At 70.6% G+C, this 16861-nt stretch carries 12 protein-coding genes; 6 read left to right on the top strand and 6 right to left on the bottom strand.

Annotated elements, in window-relative coordinates:
- Window positions 1-113: 113 nt before the first annotated feature.
- Both ligA and R3A49_08885 read right to left on the bottom strand, forming a co-directional pair.
- Entirely contained in the window at window positions 114-2141 is a 2028-nt protein-coding gene (ligA, locus tag R3A49_08880; GenBank protein ID MEZ5170843.1) for an NAD-dependent DNA ligase LigA, read from the bottom strand.
- A gap of 50 nt (window positions 2142-2191) precedes the next feature.
- The gene (locus tag R3A49_08885) at window positions 2192-2755 is read right to left on the bottom strand and encodes a hypothetical protein (protein ID MEZ5170844.1); all 564 of its coding nucleotides are present in this window, start codon (window positions 2753-2755) and stop codon (window positions 2192-2194) included.
- A 99-nt stretch (window positions 2756-2854) separates the two neighbouring features.
- On the opposite strand from R3A49_08885, the gene R3A49_08890 reads away from it, so the two are divergent.
- Entirely contained in the window at window positions 2855-3727 is an 873-nt protein-coding gene (locus R3A49_08890) for a hypothetical protein (GenBank protein MEZ5170845.1), read from the top strand.
- Window positions 3728-3745: 18 nt separating this feature from the next.
- Here R3A49_08890 and mnmA read toward each other — a convergent pair whose 3' ends face one another.
- From mnmA to R3A49_08905, 3 genes are read right to left on the bottom strand one after another with little or no spacing between them, the layout of a single operon-like run.
- Window positions 3746-4768, bottom strand: a complete 1023-nt coding sequence (gene mnmA, locus R3A49_08895; protein ID MEZ5170846.1) for a tRNA 2-thiouridine(34) synthase MnmA — start codon at window positions 4766-4768, stop codon at window positions 3746-3748.
- Between the two features lie 9 nt (window positions 4769-4777).
- Window positions 4778-5950, bottom strand: a complete 1173-nt coding sequence (locus R3A49_08900) for a cysteine desulfurase family protein (protein MEZ5170847.1) — start codon at window positions 5948-5950, stop codon at window positions 4778-4780.
- 9 nt (window positions 5951-5959) lie between these two features.
- A complete protein-coding gene (locus tag R3A49_08905; GenBank protein MEZ5170848.1) occupies window positions 5960-7267 on the bottom strand; it encodes a hypothetical protein in 1308 nt (435 codons plus the stop codon).
- 88 nt (window positions 7268-7355) lie between these two features.
- Between R3A49_08905 and R3A49_08910 the strand changes: the two genes are divergently transcribed.
- The 5 genes from R3A49_08910 to R3A49_08930 all read left to right on the top strand — a co-directional run bounded on the left by R3A49_08910 (window position 7356) and on the right by R3A49_08930 (window position 15815).
- Window positions 7356-7574, top strand: coding sequence for a hypothetical protein (locus R3A49_08910; GenBank protein MEZ5170849.1), 219 nt, complete (start codon window positions 7356-7358; stop codon window positions 7572-7574).
- Window positions 7575-7723: 149 nt separating this feature from the next.
- Complete coding sequence (scpA, locus tag R3A49_08915) at window positions 7724-9886, top strand: methylmalonyl-CoA mutase (protein MEZ5170850.1); 2163 nt, start codon at window positions 7724-7726, stop codon at window positions 9884-9886.
- Entirely contained in the window at window positions 9883-10848 is a 966-nt protein-coding gene (meaB, locus tag R3A49_08920) for a methylmalonyl Co-A mutase-associated GTPase MeaB (protein ID MEZ5170851.1), read from the top strand. Before scpA ends, meaB begins: the two co-directional genes overlap by 4 nt.
- A gap of 144 nt (window positions 10849-10992) precedes the next feature.
- Window positions 10993-13041, top strand: a complete 2049-nt coding sequence (locus tag R3A49_08925) for a diguanylate cyclase (protein ID MEZ5170852.1) — start codon at window positions 10993-10995, stop codon at window positions 13039-13041.
- The gene (locus tag R3A49_08930) at window positions 13038-15815 is read left to right on the top strand and encodes an EAL domain-containing protein (protein ID MEZ5170853.1); all 2778 of its coding nucleotides are present in this window, start codon (window positions 13038-13040) and stop codon (window positions 15813-15815) included. The genes R3A49_08925 and R3A49_08930 overlap by 4 nt, the downstream gene beginning before the upstream one ends.
- On the opposite strand, the gene R3A49_08935 is transcribed toward R3A49_08930, so the two are convergent.
- A complete protein-coding gene (locus tag R3A49_08935) occupies window positions 15746-16789 on the bottom strand; it encodes a 2-oxoglutarate and iron-dependent oxygenase domain-containing protein (GenBank protein ID MEZ5170854.1) in 1044 nt (347 codons plus the stop codon). The two genes, R3A49_08930 and R3A49_08935, sit on opposite strands and share 70 nt — an antisense overlap.
- Window positions 16790-16861: the final 72 nt, after the last annotated feature.

Consider the following 16861-nt stretch of genomic DNA (forward strand, 5'->3'; position numbering starts at 1 on the left):
GACGGGACCGGGAACGATGACACCGCCCAATCCGGACAAATCTACCAACGTGGCGTGGGGCGTACAAGCCCGACACGCGGCCGGTGCGGCGCCGGTCGTCGCCGGGTGCCGGCTCAGGCCGGGAGGTCGCCGGCCAGCAGGGCGTCGAGACCCGCCTCGTCGAGAACCGCCACACCCAGCTCCTCGGCACGGGCGAGCTTCGAGCCGGGGCTCTCGCCCGCCACCACGTAGTCGGTGCGTCCCGACACGCTGCCGGTCACCTTCGCCCCGCGGGCCACGAGAGCGTCGCGGATCTCGTCGCGGGTCCGGTCGCCGAAGGAGCCCGTGATCACGACGGTGGTACCCGTGAGATCGGCACCACCCGACCCCTGACCGGGCGCTGCGGGGCCCACGAGGTTCACGCCGGCGGCGCGCAGCTTGGCGACGAGGGCGCGGTTGTACTCGCTCTCGAACCAGCGGACGATGCTCTCGGCGATCACGGCGCCGATCCCGTCGAGCTCCGTCAGCTCGGCCTCGGATGCACTCTCGATCGCGTCGAGGTGCCCGAGGCGCGCGGCAAGCTCCGTGGCCGCTGCCGGTCCGACGTGGCGGATCCCGAGTGCGACGAGGAGCTTTGCCAGCGGACGTTGCGTCGACGCGGCGATTGCCGCCACGAGGTTCTCCGCCGACTGCTGCCCGATCCGCTCCAACGGCAGGAGATCGTCGACGCTCAGCGCGTAGACGTCACCGGCGTCCTTCAGGAGACCTGCCTCCACGAACTGGGCGACTCGCTCCTCCCCGAGGCCCTCGATGTCCAGCCCCGAGCGCCCCGCGAAGTGCACGATCCGCTGCACGCGCTGCGCGGGGCACTCGAAGTTGACGCAGTGGTGGTCGACCTCGGTCTCGAGGCGTACGAGTGGCTCACCACACACCGGGCACGTCGTGGGGAACTTCCACCGTCGGGCACCCTTGCGCCGGTCCTCGGGGACCGGTCCGACGACCTCGGGGATCACATCACCGGCCTTGCGGACGACGACCGTGTCACCCTTGCGCACGTCCTTGCGCGCCACCTCGTCGGCGTTGTGGAGCGTCGCCAGCGAGACCGTCGACCCGGCGATGTGCACAGGCTCCAACGAGGCGAAGGGCGTTGCACGCCCGGTGCGGCCGATGCTCACCATGATGTCGAGGAGTGTCGTCGTCTTCTCCTCGGGTGGGAACTTGTAGGCGATGGCCCAGCGCGGGGCCTTGCTCGTGAAACCGAGGGTCCTGCGCTGCTCGAGGTCGTCGACCTTGACGACGACGCCGTCGATCTCGTACTCGAGGTCGTGACGCTGCGCCTCCATGCGCTCGCAGTACCCGACCACCTCGTCGAGCGATTCCACCGGGGCGATCAGCGGGTTCACCCGGAAACCGAGCTCGGTGAGCCACGCCAGAGTCTCCGTGTGGCTGCCGAGTGCGGGAGCTCCCTCGAGGGCCCCGGTCTGGTAGCAGAAGACGTGGAGGTCACGACCCGCGGTGACCGCCGGGTCCTTCTGGCGCAGGGACCCGGCACCGGTGTTGCGCGGGTTGGCGAAGCGCGGGAGACCGGCGGCGTCCTGTTGGCGATTGAGCTGCTCGAAGGCGGCAACCGGCAGGTAGACCTCCCCCCGGACCTCGAGGACACCGGGGACCCTCGACCCCGCCAGGCGCTTCGGGACGTCGGCGATCGTGAGGGCGTTGGGGGTGACGTCCTCCCCGACCGCCCCGTCACCACGGGTGGCGGCGCGGGCGAGCACCCCGTTCTCGTACAGCAGCGAGATCGCCACTCCGTCGAGCTTGGGCTCGCACACGAACGAGGGTGGCTCCTCGAGGTGTTTCGAGAGGCGCTCTCCCCAGGCGTCGAGCTCCGAGCGCTCGAACGCGTTGTCCAGCGAGAACATCGGCTCCAGGTGCTCGACGGCGGCGAAGTGCGCGGCTGCGCGGCCCCCGGGTCGCCGGGTGGGTGAGTCGGGATCGACGAGCTCGGGATGCTCGGCCTCGAGCCGGCGCAGCTCCTGCATCAGCTCGTCGAAGTCGGCGTCGGTGATGACGGGCGCGTCGAGCTCGAAGTAGCGACGGTTGTGCTCGGCGATCTCCGCTCGCAGCTCCGCCGCGCGCGCTGAGGCCTTCCGGGGTACCGCCATCGCCCCGGAGCCTACGCGCGGCCGCTGCGTGCGCCCGCGCCGCCTCGACGTCAGGGAGCAGAGGTCGTCGTCGTCGTGCTCTGCTGGGTCGTCGTGGTGCTCTGCTGGGTCGTCGTGGTCGTCGGAGCCTGAGTGGTCGTCGGTGCCTGGGTCGGCGGTGGCTGCGTCGTCGGAGCATCGGTCGGGGGGGGCGGCGACGTGGTGGTGGTCTCGAGCTCGGTCGTCGTCGACTCATCGGTATCGTCGCCGTCTCCACCCGAGTCGCTGACGAGGAGGATGATGAGCACGACGATCACAGCTCCCGCGACGATGGCCGCCGCGATCAGCGCCGGCTTCCGCCAGCTCCCGGGCTCCTCCGGCTCGTCGGGCGGGCCGCCCGGTGGAACACCGGCGCCCCCGTCGCCTCCGCCGGGCATGGCCGCGGTGGGATCCGCCGGGACGGCCTGTGTGGCGTCCCCGGCGGCGCCGGGCGTGGGCCGGGTGACGTCGGCCCCGCCGGGCTCCGGGCTGTCGGCGGGTGGCGTCGTGCTGTCGGCGGGAACGGCTGTGATCGGCTCGTCGGGCGACCCGGCGCCGGAGGTGGGCGGACCGCTCGTGCCTTCGTCGTCAGCCATCACAGGACCCCTCGATCCGGGTGCGGCCCGGGCGGGAGCCGCCGGGAACCGGTCCGTAGTATACGGAGCGTCCACCTCCCGGAGGAGCACGTCCCGACAGTGATCTGGCTGCTGCGCGTTCTGTGGGCGGCGCTGCCCGTCACCGCCGGGACCGTTGTCGCCGACGCCGCCGACGGATGGCCGAGCGGTGTCGCCGTGGTGGCCGCCTCCCTGGCGTGGGCGGCGTGGGGAGCGGTCGTGCTGGCGCTGTTCGTCCCTCGTCCCCTCGCACTCACTGTGGCCCGCATCGGAGCCCCCGCTGCCACAGTGGCCGTTGCGCTCGCAGCGTTCCGGGCCGACACCGCGTCCGCCGTGGAGGTGGTGGCGGTCGTCGAAGCCGGCGCGGCCGCCGTCCTCGTGTGGTCCGCCTTCTTCGCTCGGGCGTGTGCCGACGCGGTTGCCTACGGCGATGAGCGCCGCTTCCCGCTTCGCACACCACCCGGGCTGCTGCTCGGCCCGGTGCCCGTGGCCGTCGCCCTCGTCGCCGCCGGGGTGTCGAGCGGACCGCTGCTGCTCGGCGACAGACGCTGGGCTCTCGGCGCCGTCGTGACCGTCGCAGGGCTGGCCGTCGCGTTCGCCGCCGGCCGCTCGCTGCACGGACTCTCCCTACGCTGGGTCGTTCTCGTACCCAACGGCCTCGTCGTCGTCGACCCCATGACCCTCGCGGAGCCACCACTGCTCACCCACGCCCAGATCGCCCGTATCGGCAGGGCCCCGGTGCGCGTCGACGGCGGGACGGACGTCATGGACCTGCGGCTGGGTGCCGTTGCACGGTCCGTGCGGATCGATCTGTCGGAACCGGCCACGCTCATGCCGAGAGTCCGGCGCCACCGGACGCTCACCCCGACGGACGCCTCCGCCCTCCTGGTGGCTCCCCTGGGAGGACCGGAGCTCGGCGACGTGTACGCCCACCGGCGGCCCCGGCGCGTGTAGAGGCCGGCTGCCGCGTGCTCAGGCGGCGAGGGCCCCGCCGAGCAGTGTCGGGCCGTCGTAGAACGCCACGACCTGCCCGGGGGCGACACGGGGCTGTGGCGAGTCGAAGTGCACGTGGCCCGCGTCGAGGACTCCCGGCGCGACCGACCCATGAGCGCGTACCTGCACGTCGACGGTGCTCCCGGCGGAGAGAGGATCGGACACGAAACGTAGATCGCGTACGGCGACCTCCGGGCGCAACAGATCGTCACGCGACCCGATCGTGACGGTGGCACTGGCCGCATCGACGTCGACCACATACGCCCGCTCACCCCGGGCCACGCCGAGCCCGCGTCGCTGCCCCACCGTGAAGCCACCCACGCCACGGTGTCGTGCCAGACGCGTGCCGTCGGTGTCGGCGATCCACCCCGGTCGTGGCGGGACGCGCTCCTCGAGGAACTCGACACGACTGCCGGAGCGCACGAAGCACACCTCCATGCTCTCGGCCTTGTCGGCGGTCCGCAGTTCGAGGTCCGCCGCCCGGCGTCGCACCTCCGCCTTCGTCATCTCGCCGACGGGGAGGAGCAGGCGGCGCAGCTCGCGCTGGCCGAGCATGTAGAGGACGTACGACTGGTCCTTGGCGGCGTCGACGCCGCGCTCCAGCGTGAATCCCTCCCGGGTGCGCCGCACGCGGGCGTGGTGACCGGTCGCGACCGCGTCGAACCCCAACTCGTCGGCCCGTTCGGCCAGCTGCCCGAACTTGATGGAGCGGTTGCACTCCACGCACGGGTTGGGGGTGCGGCCCGACGCGTAGGCGTCGACGTAGGGGGTCACCACGGCCGACTCGAACTCGTCGGCCATGTTGAACACGTAGTGCGGGACGCCGAGTTGTGCCGCAACGCGGCGGGCGTCCTCGACGTCGGAGACCGAGCAGCACCCCGAGGCGCTCGGCCCTCCCCACAGCTTCAGAGTGACGCCGGTGACGTCGTGGCCCTGGTCCCGCAGGAGGGCCGCGGCCACCGAGGAGTCGACACCGCCGCTCATGGCCACGAGAACACGCATGGCGCGACCTCAGCGGCGACGTGCGGGACGCAGGCGCCCCACGCAGTCGGGAATGACAGTGAGCGCGGCGTCGACGTCGGCCTCGGTCGTGGCCCAGCCGAGGCTGAACCGCACCGACGCGAGTGCGTCGCGCCGCTCCAGGCCCATCTCGAGGAGGACGTACGACGGGTCGATCGACCCCGACTGGCACGCCGATCCGGCGGCGGCGCACAGCCCCGCCTGGTCGAAGGCCAGGAGCAACATCTCGACCTCCATCCCGGGGAAGCCGATGTGGCAGTTCCCCGCGATCCTGCGGAGCGGGTCGCCGTTGCTCCACGAGCCCCGCACCGCGTCGAGGAGTCCCGCAGCCAATCGATCGCGAAGAGAACCGATGCGCTCGACGTCGGCGGGACGGTCGGTGACCGTCTCCTCGAGCGCGGCCGCCATCCCCACGGCACCGGCCACGTTGTAGGTGCCCGAGCGGAGGCCGTTCTCGTGGCCACCGCCCTCGAGCTCGGGAACGAGTCGTGTTCCCTCCCGTACGACGAGCGCGCCGACGCCCTTGGGGCCACCGAACTTGTGCGCGGACACGGCCACGAGGTGCGCCCGTGCCGCGGCCGCCTCGACATCGACCCATGGAACGGCCTGGACGGCATCCGTGTGGAGCACAGCGCGCGGGCTGCGCTCGGCAACGAGGTCGGCCACGGCGTCGAGCGGCTGGATCGTCCCCACCTCGTTGTTGACGAGCATCACCGACACCACCGCCGTCTTCTCGTCGAGAGCGGAGGCGAGACTCTCGAGATCGACGACACCGCCTCCGTCGGCACCCACGCGTGTCACCCGGAACCCCTCGGAGGCCAGGCGGTCGCACGACGCCAGCACGGCCTTGTGCTCGATGGTCGTCGTGACGACACCGTCGCCGCGGCCGTCGGCGCGGGCGGCCCGGGCGGCGCCCTTCACGCCGAGGTTGTCGGACTCCGTGCCCCCGGACGTGAAGACGACCTCGCCGGGCCGGCACCCCAACCCCGCCGCCACCGTTTCGCGCGCCTCCTCGAGGGCCGTTCTGGCCCGACGCGCGACGGCGTGGACCCCCGATGCGTTGCCGAAGTCGTCGCGCATCGCCGCCTCGACGGCCTCACGGGCCGCCGGGCGCATCGGGGTGGTCGCCGCATTGTCGAGGTAGATCGTGCCTGGACCGGTCACCCCGTCAGTCTACGGCTCGCGTTCGGGCACCGACCCGTCGATACCGCCGAGGTACGCGAGCACAGCAGCGGTCGTCTCGGCCCCCCAGAGCGCGCTCAACGCCCCGACGTCGTCCACTCCCACATCGGGTGACACCTCGTCGGCGCTGTCGCCGTCGCCGGAAACGACGCGGCCGGCTTCGAGGCGCGCGATGACGTCGACAGGAACGATCTCGCTGTCGCGGAGCCACTCCAGTGATGCGTCGAGTCGCTGTTCCGCGGCGATCCGGGCCTCGAACACCGTCTGCGGATCGGGGTCGCGGCTGACGGAGAGGCTCTCGTCGAGCATCCAGCCGTAGTGCGCGTAGCGGGCGTTGAGCGCGCGTACCCGCTCGTAGGCCGACAGCGCTCCGCCGAGCAACGCGTACTGCTCGTTCGGGGCACCGCCGAACACGTCGTCGAGCACCTCGAGCAGATGGAGGTTCGCCACGGCCAGCGAGTAGTCGAGGTCGTAGCCGGCCAACGCGTCGATCACCGGCCCGTTCTCGGTGCCTGCCGCCCGCGCCGCGCCCCCGACCACCTCGTCCTGGAAGCGGGAGAGGTCGGTCTCGGCCGCCGCCCGGAGCACGTCGCCGGCCGCGTACGCGTCGCCTCGGATGGGAGGACCGTCGAGATCCGACCCCAGCTCCACCTGCTCTGCTGCAGCCTCGGCGAGGACCGGCGCGACGGCGAAGTAGAAGCCGGTGAGCGAGTGGAGCCACAGCTGCTCCTCGGCGTCGCGGCCGGGTCGTTCGAGGAGCTCGACGCCCAGGAGCGCAAGGCTGGCGGCGTCGAGGGCCGTGGCGTAGCCGGCCGTGAGAGCGGCGGCCTGGCTCACGTTGGACGGCTCGAAGCGCAGGAGCTCGACGAGCTCGGCCCCGACCTCCTCCCCCGCCGTGTCGCCGGTCGCGATCAGCTCCCCGAACGCCACCGGCCCCTGCTCCACGAGAACGCCGTAGGCGTCGGCGAGCGCTCCCACACCGGTCGCCATGGCGGCGGCGCGAACGGCGGCGCGGTAGGCGCCGGCCACCTCCCCGTCGTCACGCAGCCGGGCGGCGGTCTCGGCGGCGGCTCGCGACTCGGCCCACACGGCACCGACGAAGGCGGGGGCCGGTTCCGGAATCTCGTCGACGCCGTCGGCGACCTCCTGGTACCGGTCGAGCCACCGGTCCGTGGCCTCGTCGAGGGCCTCGGTCGTATCTGCGTCGAGATCGGTGGGTGACGACGACCCTCCGCACGACGATGCCACCGCCATCACGATGAGCGCCACGACGACCACCCGTCGTGGGCGACAGGGCATGTCAGGAACCCTCCGCACCGTGACGTCGTTGTCGAAGGGGAGCCCCCGAGCCGGGATGGCTGTCACACCCGGACGCGAGGATCAGACCATGGCACCGACGAGATCCATTCCCCCGAGGCCACGCAGGCGGCCGACCGGCGCCGGGTCGGACGCGCCGCCCACCCGGCCGAGCCAGCTCGTGCTCGTGAGCGAGTCCACGAACCCGTGGCACCTCTCGCGGCGCGCCCGCACCGTCGGTCGACAGGGTGTCGCCCGGGCCCGCGACGCCCTCGCCGACGCACGCCGCCCGTTGCGGCGCGCCGGTTGACAGTTCCTGTCCGCCTGAAATCACGCCGAATCGTACCGGAGGCGCCTGCTCACCTCGCCCAACCGCGGTCGCCACATCTAGCCTGACCGGCGACAGCGCGCTCACGGTGAACAGCGTGATCACTGTGAGCCGGCGGAGCAGGAGACGACGTGGCAGAAAACGACCGGTGGGCCGATCCCGGGGACGGGCCCGGTGAGCCGTCTCTCGACGACTGGCACGACCTGGCCGCCCGGGAGACCGGGGGCGACCCCGACGCGATGGTCCGCGAGTCCCCCGAGGGAATCCCGATCAAGCCGCTCTACACGGCAGCCGATCTCGAGAGCCTGGGCGACATCCCGACGCTCCCGGGCTTCGAGCCGTTCACCCGGGGCGTGCGCGCCACGATGTACGCCAACCGACCGTGGACGATCCGCCAGTACGCCGGTTTCTCCACGGCCGAGGAGTCCAACGCCTTCTACCGCCGCAACCTGGCGGCGGGCCAGAAGGGGCTCTCGGTCGCCTTCGACCTCGCGACCCACCGCGGCTACGACAGTGACCATCCCCGCGTGGTGGGCGACGTCGGGAAGGCCGGTGTGGCGATCGACTCGGTCGAGGACATGCAGATCCTCTTCGACGGGATCCCACTCGACGAGATGAGCGTGTCGATGACCATGAACGGGGCGGTGCTTCCCGTCATGGCGGGCTACGTCGTGGCGGCCGAGGAGCAGGGCGTCGCCCACGACCAGCTCACCGGCACGATCCAGAACGACATCCTCAAGGAGTTCATGGTCCGCAACACCTACATCTACCCGCCCGAGCCGAGCATGCGGATCGTCGCCGACATCATCGAGTACACCGCGGCCGAGATGCCGCGCTTCAACTCCATCTCGATCTCCGGCTACCACATGCAGGAGGCGGGAGCGACCACTGTCCAGGAGCTCGCCTACACCCTGGCCGACGGCCGCGAGTACGTCCGGGCGGCACTCGACCGGGGCCTCGACATCGACCGGTTCGCGGGCCGGCTGTCGTTCTTCTTCGCCATCGGCATGAACGTGTTCATGGAGGTCGCCAAGCTGCGCGCGGCGCGACTCATGTGGGCTCAGATGATGAGGGACTTCGGGGCGAAGGATCCCCGCTCCCTCATGCTGCGCACCCACTGCCAGACCTCTGGTGTCTCGCTCACCGAGCACGACCCCTACAACAACATCGTGCGAACGGCCTTCGAGGCAATGGCGGCTGTTCTCGGGGGAACGCAGAGCCTCCACACCAACTCCTTCGACGAGGCGCTCGCTCTCCCGTCGGAGTTCTCCGCTCGCATCGCGCGCAACACGCAGTTGATCCTCGCCGAGGAAACAGGGGTCACCGACGTCGTCGACCCACTCGGTGGCAGCTACTACATCGAGTCGCTCACCGACAGCCTGGCCACCGAGGCATGGAAGCTCATCGACGAGGTGGAGGAGCTCGGCGGCATGACGGCCGCGGTGGAGCAGGGCCTCCCCAAGCTCCGTATCGAGGAGAGCGCGGCACGCCGCCAGGCCCGTGTCGACCGCGGTGAGGATGTCGTCGTCGGCGTCAACAGGTACCAACCCGACGACGACGAGCCTGTCGACATCCGCGACATCGACAACACGGCCGTCCGGAACCGGCAGATCGAACGGCTCGCGAGGCTGCGCGCGTCGCGTGACGAGGACCACCTCCGTGCCGCGCTGGCAGCACTCACCGAGGGCGCCCGGGGTGACGCCAATCTCCTCGCGCTCAGTATCGAGGCCACCCGCGCCCGTGCGACCGTCGGGGAGATCTCCGACGCACTCGAGGAGGTGTTCTCACGCCACCGGGCGACGGTCCGTAGCATCTCGGGCGTGTACGGCTCCGAGTACGAAGGCGACGCTGCCTATCAGGCGTTGCGTGAACGCGTCGACAGGTTCGCCGTTTCCACGGGGCGTCAACCGCGAATGCTGGTCGTGAAGCTCGGCCAGGACGGCCACGACCGTGGTGCGAAGGTGATCGCCACGGCGTTCGCCGACCTCGGTTTCGACGTCGATGTCGGACCCCTCTTCCAGACACCCGAGGAGGCAGCGCGCGACGCCGTCGAGCACGACGTGCACGTGGTCGGCGTGTCGAGCCAGGCTGCCGGGCACCTCACGCTGGTCCCGGAGCTGATCGCCCATCTGCGCAAGATCGGTGGCGAGAACATCGTTGTCGTGTGCGGCGGTGTGATCCCTCCCCGGGACCATCCCGCCCTCGAGGAGGCGGGCGTGGGTGCGGTCTTCGGCCCCGGCACAAACATCCTCCCCGCGGCAGGTCGCGTGCTCGACCTCGTGGGCGCGGAGTGAGCGACACAACCGGTCTGGCGGCGGCGGTGCGCGGCGGTGACCGCACCGCGCTCGCCCGGGCCATCACGCTGGTGGAATCCACCCGCACCGACCACCGCAGCGACGCCGAGGCACTGCTCGCGGAGCTGTTCGACGCCACCGGACAGTCCATCCGTGTCGGGGTGTCCGGGGCACCGGGCACCGGAAAGTCCACACTCATCGAGGCGTTGGGGCTGCACGCGGTGGAGCGGGACCACCGCGTGGCGGTGCTCGCCGTCGACCCGTCGAGTACCCGCACGGGTGGGTCGATCCTCGGCGACAAGACACGAATGAGCGAGCTCGGGCGCAGCGATCGCGCCTTCATCCGCCCGTCACCGACCGGAGGGACCCTCGGCGGCGTGGCACGGCGGACGCGGGAGGCGATGCTCTGCTGTGAGGCGGCGGGCTACGACGTCGTGCTCGTCGAGACCGTCGGCGTCGGGCAGTCGGAGGTCACCGTCTCGGACATGGTCGACATGTTCACGGTCGTCCTCGCTCCCGGAGCGGGTGACGAGCTCCAGGGCATCAAGCGGGGAATCGTCGAGCTGGCCGATCTCCTCGTGGTCAACAAGGCCGACGGTGACCTCGAAGCCGCGGCGCACCGCGCCGCGGCCGACTACGCCGCCGCACTGGCGTTCGTCCGTGTGCGCTCGGACGCCTGGACACCACGGGTTCTCGAGTGCTCGGCGCTCGAACGGAAGGGCATCGACGAGCTGTGGGATGCCATCGGCACCTTCCGCGATGCACTCACGCGTTCGGGTGGCTTCGACGCCCGGCGTGCCGACCAGGCACGGGCGTGGATGTGGTCGGAGCTGACCGACACGATGCTCGAGCGCCTGCGCTCCGATCCCGAGGTGGCCCGTCGGCTCGAGCAGGCGGAAGCCGCCGTGGCCGACGGCGGGCTGCTTCCCCCGGTCGCCGCACGTGAGGTCCTCGACAGCTGACCGGCACCGCCGGCGGCAGCCGCCGGCAGCCCGCGAAGCTTTACACCTTTTGTTCCACGTCGTTCTTTGTGCCTTTGGTGTCGTCCGACGCTCAGATCGAGGCTCGCCGCACCGACAGAAACCCTGAGCGACGAGGGGAAACGGGTGCAGGCACGACAGCCCGAGCGCACCGAGCCGTCCGCGGCAGCCGGACGCGGTCGCGGCACCGTCGCGGCCTGGGCCCTGCTCGCCGTTCTCCTGTCGGCCACACTGCTGGCCTTCTTCCAGTCCTGGAACTCCCGCCAGTCCGCCGCCGAGCGCGAGCTCGAGGAGCAGGCGGACATCGTGGAGGCGGGGATCGAGGAGGGGATCCACCGCTACGAGGATCTCGTGACCCGGATCACCGGCGAAGCCGGTCCCGACGGGACGTTCGATCGGGAGCAGTTCCTCGATGCCGTCGACGAGGAGCGCCTCGGGGTGACCCTTCCGGGAACGTACGCCGTGCTCGTGACCGAGAGCGTGGCCCCGGACGACCTCGCGGCATTCGAGAAGACCCTCATCGACCCGAAGTACGGCGGACTCCTCCTCAAGGATGCGGACCTCGGCCCACCCGACGGCGACTACCAGATCGGCGTCCACGCCGCGCCCGCGGCCCTCCGATCGGGAGCGGTCGGCGTCGACGGGCGGTTCTACGCCCCCGCGGACGAGGCGCTGCCTCGCGCCGTCCGGAGCGGTGAACCCGCGCTCAGCGAGCCGCTGCCCCAGACGACCTTCGAGATCACCCCCAGCTCGCTCGACGACAAGGACCTCGTGGTTCTCACCAACCCGCTCTACGACACACCCATCGTCCCGAAGACGCCGGCCGAGCGCTCCGCCGCGCTCGCCGGAGCGGTCTCGGTGGCCTTCTACCCGGACGTGCTCATCGACGTAGCTCGGGGAGCGGGCGCGTCCGACATCGCCGTGTCGCTCTCCGAAGGCGACGACGAACCCGCCTTCGCTGCCTCCACGGCCTCGCTCGCCGACGAAGGTCCCCGTGAGGGCCTCACAGCCACCCGCACCATCGAGGCAGCAGGCCGGACATGGGTCGCGGACTTCCGGGCGCTCGGCGGCTTCAGCGCCCCGAGCGGGCCGTCGCCATGGCTGGTGCTCGGTGGTGGTCTCCTCGTGTCGTTCCTGCTGTTCGGATTCGTCTACGCCCTGGCTCGCAGCCGGGCTCACGCCCTCGAGGCTGTGCGCGATGCGACGAGCTCCCTGAGTGCCGCCGCTGCGCTCTTCCGGACCGCCTTCGAGAACGCGGCCATCGGAATGGTCCTGCTCGCCGACGACGGAACCGTGCTTCGCGTGAACCGGTCGGCATGCTCCCTTCTCGGCCGGGCGGGCCACGACATGGTCGGCTCACCGATCGACGATCTCCTCCCCCACGAGGACTCCGTGATGGGTGACGAGACGACACATCGGCTCCTCGCCGGGGAGATCGACACGGCACCGCTGAAACGTCGGTTCGACCTTCCCGACGGCAGCGTGGTCTGGACGGCACTGGCCCTCTCCCTGATTCCCGGTGTCGATCCCCAGTCCAGCTTCATCGTGGGGCAGATCGACGACATCACCGAACGGCACGCCCTCGAGGCCCAACTCGCGCACCAGGCCACGCACGACCCGCTCACCGGGCTTCCGAACCGCGCGCTCTTCATGGACCGCCTCGAGGTCGTGCTGGCCCGCCGCACGCGCGACGGTGCGACACCGGCCGTGATGTTCGTCGATCTCGACCACTTCAAGGCCATCAACGACCGGTGGGGCCATGCCGCCGGCGACAACGTCCTTGCCGCCGTGGCCGAGCGGTTTCGACGGGCACTGCGGGCCAGCGACACCGTCGCCCGCTACGGCGGCGACGAGTTCACCGTGCTCTGCGAGGACGTCGACCAGGACCAGGTCCTGACGGTGGCCCAGAAGTTGTGCAACGCGCTGACCACACCCGTGACTCTCGCCGACGGTGAGGCGGTCGTCGGTGTCAGCATCGGCGTGGTGCTGGCCGACGACCTCGAGGACACCGCGGAGACGTTGGTGCGCGAAGCGGACGGTGCCATGTACGAAGCCAAGCAGGAGGGTCGGAACCGCATCCACGTGGTCGTCGGCGAGGATCTGGTCGTGGAGTCGGGTGACCATCCCGACGCGGTCACACCTGCGTTCCGACCCGAGCTCGGAGCAGACCGGTGAGCGACGTCTCGGCGGCCCGTCGACGCAACCGCGGAACGACCGTCGTGGCGTGGGTGGCCCTGGCCGTGGTGCTCGTGGCCGCCTGTTCCGCGGCCCTGGTCCGACGCCACACGATGACAGGCGACCTCGGACGGTCCTTCGACCGCGACGTGGAGCACTACAACCGCGCGCTGCGGGAGGCACTCGACACGCAGGCCGGCGCGCTCGACGAGGCGGCCCACCTCTTCCTGGACACACCCGTCCCGGAGGACGGGGGCTCGGCCGTCCTGGGACCACCATGGCTGTCGGCACTGGGCCCGGGCACCCTCGGCCTCAGCCACATCGTGGTCGTGTCACCTGTCGAGCTCCCCGAGTATCTCGACAGACGAGCGAACATCACCGGATCCGAGGCACAGCAGATCGAGCCACCGGGCGAGCGCGACACCTACTGGCTACCCCTCGTCACGATCCCCGAGTCGAACCTCCGGCTTCCCAACATCGACAACCGCGCCGTTCCCCAGAACCGGATCGCGATGGAACGGTCCCTCGAGACGGGCACGACGACGGCTGCGGCACCGATCGACGTGCCGCTCGCGGACACGGGCGAGGTCGACGATCTGACGGTGTTCAGCATGTTCCGACCGGTCGACGCGACCCGCCCCCTCACAGCTGAGCGGGGATGGGTGTCGACGACGGTCCTCGGGGATGTCTTCGTGGCGGGAGTCATCCCGGGCTTCCCGCACGGTGTCGACGTGTCGATGGTGTCCGACGGAGGCTCGTCGCCGGTGGGAAGGCACGTCGGACGCGACGAAGCCGGAGGCGGAGACGACCCGGCCGACCATCTCCAGGCGACGTCAACCCTCGATGCGTACGGCGTCACATGGGAGATGCGGTTCGAATCGATGCAGACCCCGCCCGCCGTCGGCTGGAGCGAGCCGATCCTGATCTTCGTGGCGGGCGCGTCGCTCGGCCTCGCGATGTTCGCCGTCCTCTATGTCCTCGCGCGAGGGCGCGCGCGGGCCCTGGCGGTCGCCGATCACGCCACGAGCAGTCTCGGAGCCGTGGAGGAGCGTTTCCGGAGCGCCTTCGAGGACGCGCCCATCGGCATGGCCCTGGTGGGGCGCGACCACACCATCCAGCGCGTGAACCGGTCCCTGTGCCGGATGCTCAGCCGTTCGGCCAATGCGCTGGTCGGTTCCGGCCTCGACGCCATCGCCCATGCGGACGACGTCAACCGGGTCGGCGACCATCTCGATGCGCTCATGCGGGGTGACCCCGTGACGTCGCCTCTCGAGGCGCGTTTCGTGGAGGCCCACGGAGCACCCGTGACGGCCTCGATCAGCGCCTCCCGCGTGTCGGAGGACTCCACCGGATCCGGTTCCTCCCAGCCGTATTTCATCGTCCAGATCGAGGACGTCTCGGAACGGAAGGCGACAGCGGCGCGACTCGCGCACCAGGCGAGCCACGATGCCCTCACCGAGGTCTGGAACCGCAGCGCCTTCGCCGCGACCCTCGAGGTGGCGCTGGAGGAACCCGGCACCGGGATCGCGGTGCTGTTCATCGACCTGGACCGCTTCAAGGTCGTGAACGACACGCTGGGCCACGCTGCCGGTGACGAGGTCCTGCGGATCACGGCGCAGCGCATCGAGGCTGCGCTGCGAACGGGCGACGAGGTCGCCCGGATGGGAGGAGACGAGTTCACGGTCCTCGCCCGGGATGTCGCCGACGCCGACGATGCGGCGACCCTGGCCCGGCGGATCCACGCGGCCGTGGCGGAGCCGATCGCTGTCGCCTCCTCCACGGTGTCGGTGACGCCCAGTATCGGGATCGCGTTGAGCCACGGCGGTCATGCAACGCCCGACTCGCTCCTCCGCGATGCCGACACGGCCCAGTACCGATCCAAGTCACACGGGCGGTCCCGTATCGAGTTCTTCGATGCCGAGGCCCGGTCGGAGACGCGGCGAATCCTCGAGATCGAACAGGAGCTCGGACACGCCCTCGAGTCCGACGAGATCCTCCTGCACTACCAGCCCGAGGTCGACCTCGACACCGGAGCCGTCACCGGTGTCGAGGCCCTGATGCGGTGGGACCACCCGACGCGCGGCCTCCTCGCACCCGTGGACTTCATCGACATCGCCGAAGAGTCGGGTCTCATCGTGCCGCTCGGCTCCTGGGCCATCCGTGAGGCGTGCCGGCAGGCTCGTGCATGGGACGACGCGGGCGTCGGAGCGGGGCTGGCCATGTCGGTGAACCTGTCGGCCCGCCAGTTCCTGCTCCCCGACCTCCCCGACCTCGTGGCCTCGGCCCTCACCGACTCCGCGTTCGACGCCCGACGGCTCTGCCTCGAGATGACCGAGACGGCTCTCATGGACGAGGGAGACGCCACACTGCTCTCGCTCGAGGCCCTCCGCGCCCTCGGGGTGCAGCTGAGCGTCGACGACTTCGGCACGGGCTACTCCTCACTCGAGTACCTGAAGCGCTTTCCCGTGGACTGGCTGAAGATCGACCAGTCCTTCGTCGACGGCCTTGGCACCGACGCCGAGGACACGGCCATCGTCACGGCCGTCGTGAGCCTCGCCCATGCTCTCGACCTGCGCGTCGTCGCCGAAGGGGTCGAGACGTCCGAGCAGTTGGCGAACCTGCGCACCCTCGGGTGCGACGTCGGCCAAGGCACGTACTTCTCCCCTCCCCTCCCCGCTGACGAGCTCGCCGAGTTCCTCCGCCGTCACGACGCAGGGTCCGACCTACTCGGCGGTACGGCCGAACCATCTGCCGACGTCTCACCTCGGATCTGAGGCGTGACATCAGCGTCGCCCTCCACGAGGTTGATGTCCCACAGGACCTGATCGAGGAGTGCGCCCGCGCTCACGGGGAGGTGTCGTGGGGGGCTGTCGGGAGTGACGCAGGTGGGTAGCGGCGCCAGCACCGTGTCGGGTGTCGGGTGGCAGAAGTGAACGAGCGAGTGGCGCGCACCGGTGGCGTCGGGACCGGCGACGACGCGGTGGACACCCGTCGGGATCACCCCGTTCGACACGCGCTCGAGCATGATGCCGGTGTTGACGACCGCGTGGTCGGCGGGCGGTGCCACGTCGATCCATCTGTCGGCGCTACGAACCTGGAGACCGGCTGCGGTCGCTCGCGGGAGAGCCGTGATGAGATTGATGTCGCCGTGCTCGGCGGCCCACACGTGGTTGTCTCCCGGTGCGTGGGCCATCGGCGGGTAGTGGATCGCCCGTGTGAGGTCGGGGCCGTCGCGCACCGCCTCGTCGAAGACGTGCTCGTCGGCGCCGAGGCCGACCGCGATGACACGGAGGAAGCGCTGGAGCAGAGCACTGAGCCGCTCGTGGAGCTCCGTCAGGACCTCCGAGATACCTTGAACGTCGGCCTCGGGGAACACGGGCGACGCGTAGCGGTGAGGATGACCGGCACGCAGCGGATGCGCCTCGGGGAGCGCGTGGCCCCAGTTGAGCATCTCCTTCCAGTCGGCATCGTCGGATGCCGCCGCCGTCTCGACGAGAAGACCCGTGTATCCCGCCTGGCCGTGAGATCCCGGAACGTGGGTCCTGTGCTTGGTCTCGGAGGGAAGGTCGAAGAACTCGGCGAGCATCCCGTAGGCGGTGTCGAGGAGGTCCTCACCCACGTCGTGGCTCGTGTAGACGAAGCCCGTGGCCAGGCTGCGCCGCACCCCGTCGACCACCGCGGCGCGTTTCTCCGCTGATCCCTGCTCGAAGGCAAGCAGGTCCACATCAAGGATCTCGTCCGAGGTCACGGCGCCGATCCTGTCACGTCGGCGGCTCGTCGCGAAGACCCATCGGAGATGGATTCGTACGTCGACTCCTAG

The organism is Acidimicrobiia bacterium, assembly GCA_041394025.1.
In the GTDB taxonomy this organism is placed as follows: Bacteria; Actinomycetota; Acidimicrobiia; order IMCC26256; family JAOSJL01; genus JAOSJL01.

Coding starts and splice junctions, on each gene's coding strand:
- R3A49_08910 (MEZ5170849.1), top strand. CDS start 7,356: ATGGCACCGACGAGATCCATTCCCCCGAGGCCACGCAGGCGGCCGACC.
- ligA (MEZ5170843.1), bottom strand. CDS start 2,141: ATGGCGGTACCCCGGAAGGCCTCAGCGCGCGCGGCGGAGCTGCGAGCG.
- mnmA (MEZ5170846.1), bottom strand. CDS start 4,768: ATGCGTGTTCTCGTGGCCATGAGCGGCGGTGTCGACTCCTCGGTGGCC.
- R3A49_08905 (MEZ5170848.1), bottom strand. CDS start 7,267: ATGCCCTGTCGCCCACGACGGGTGGTCGTCGTGGCGCTCATCGTGATG.
- R3A49_08885 (MEZ5170844.1), bottom strand. CDS start 2,755: ATGGCTGACGACGAAGGCACGAGCGGTCCGCCCACCTCCGGCGCCGGG.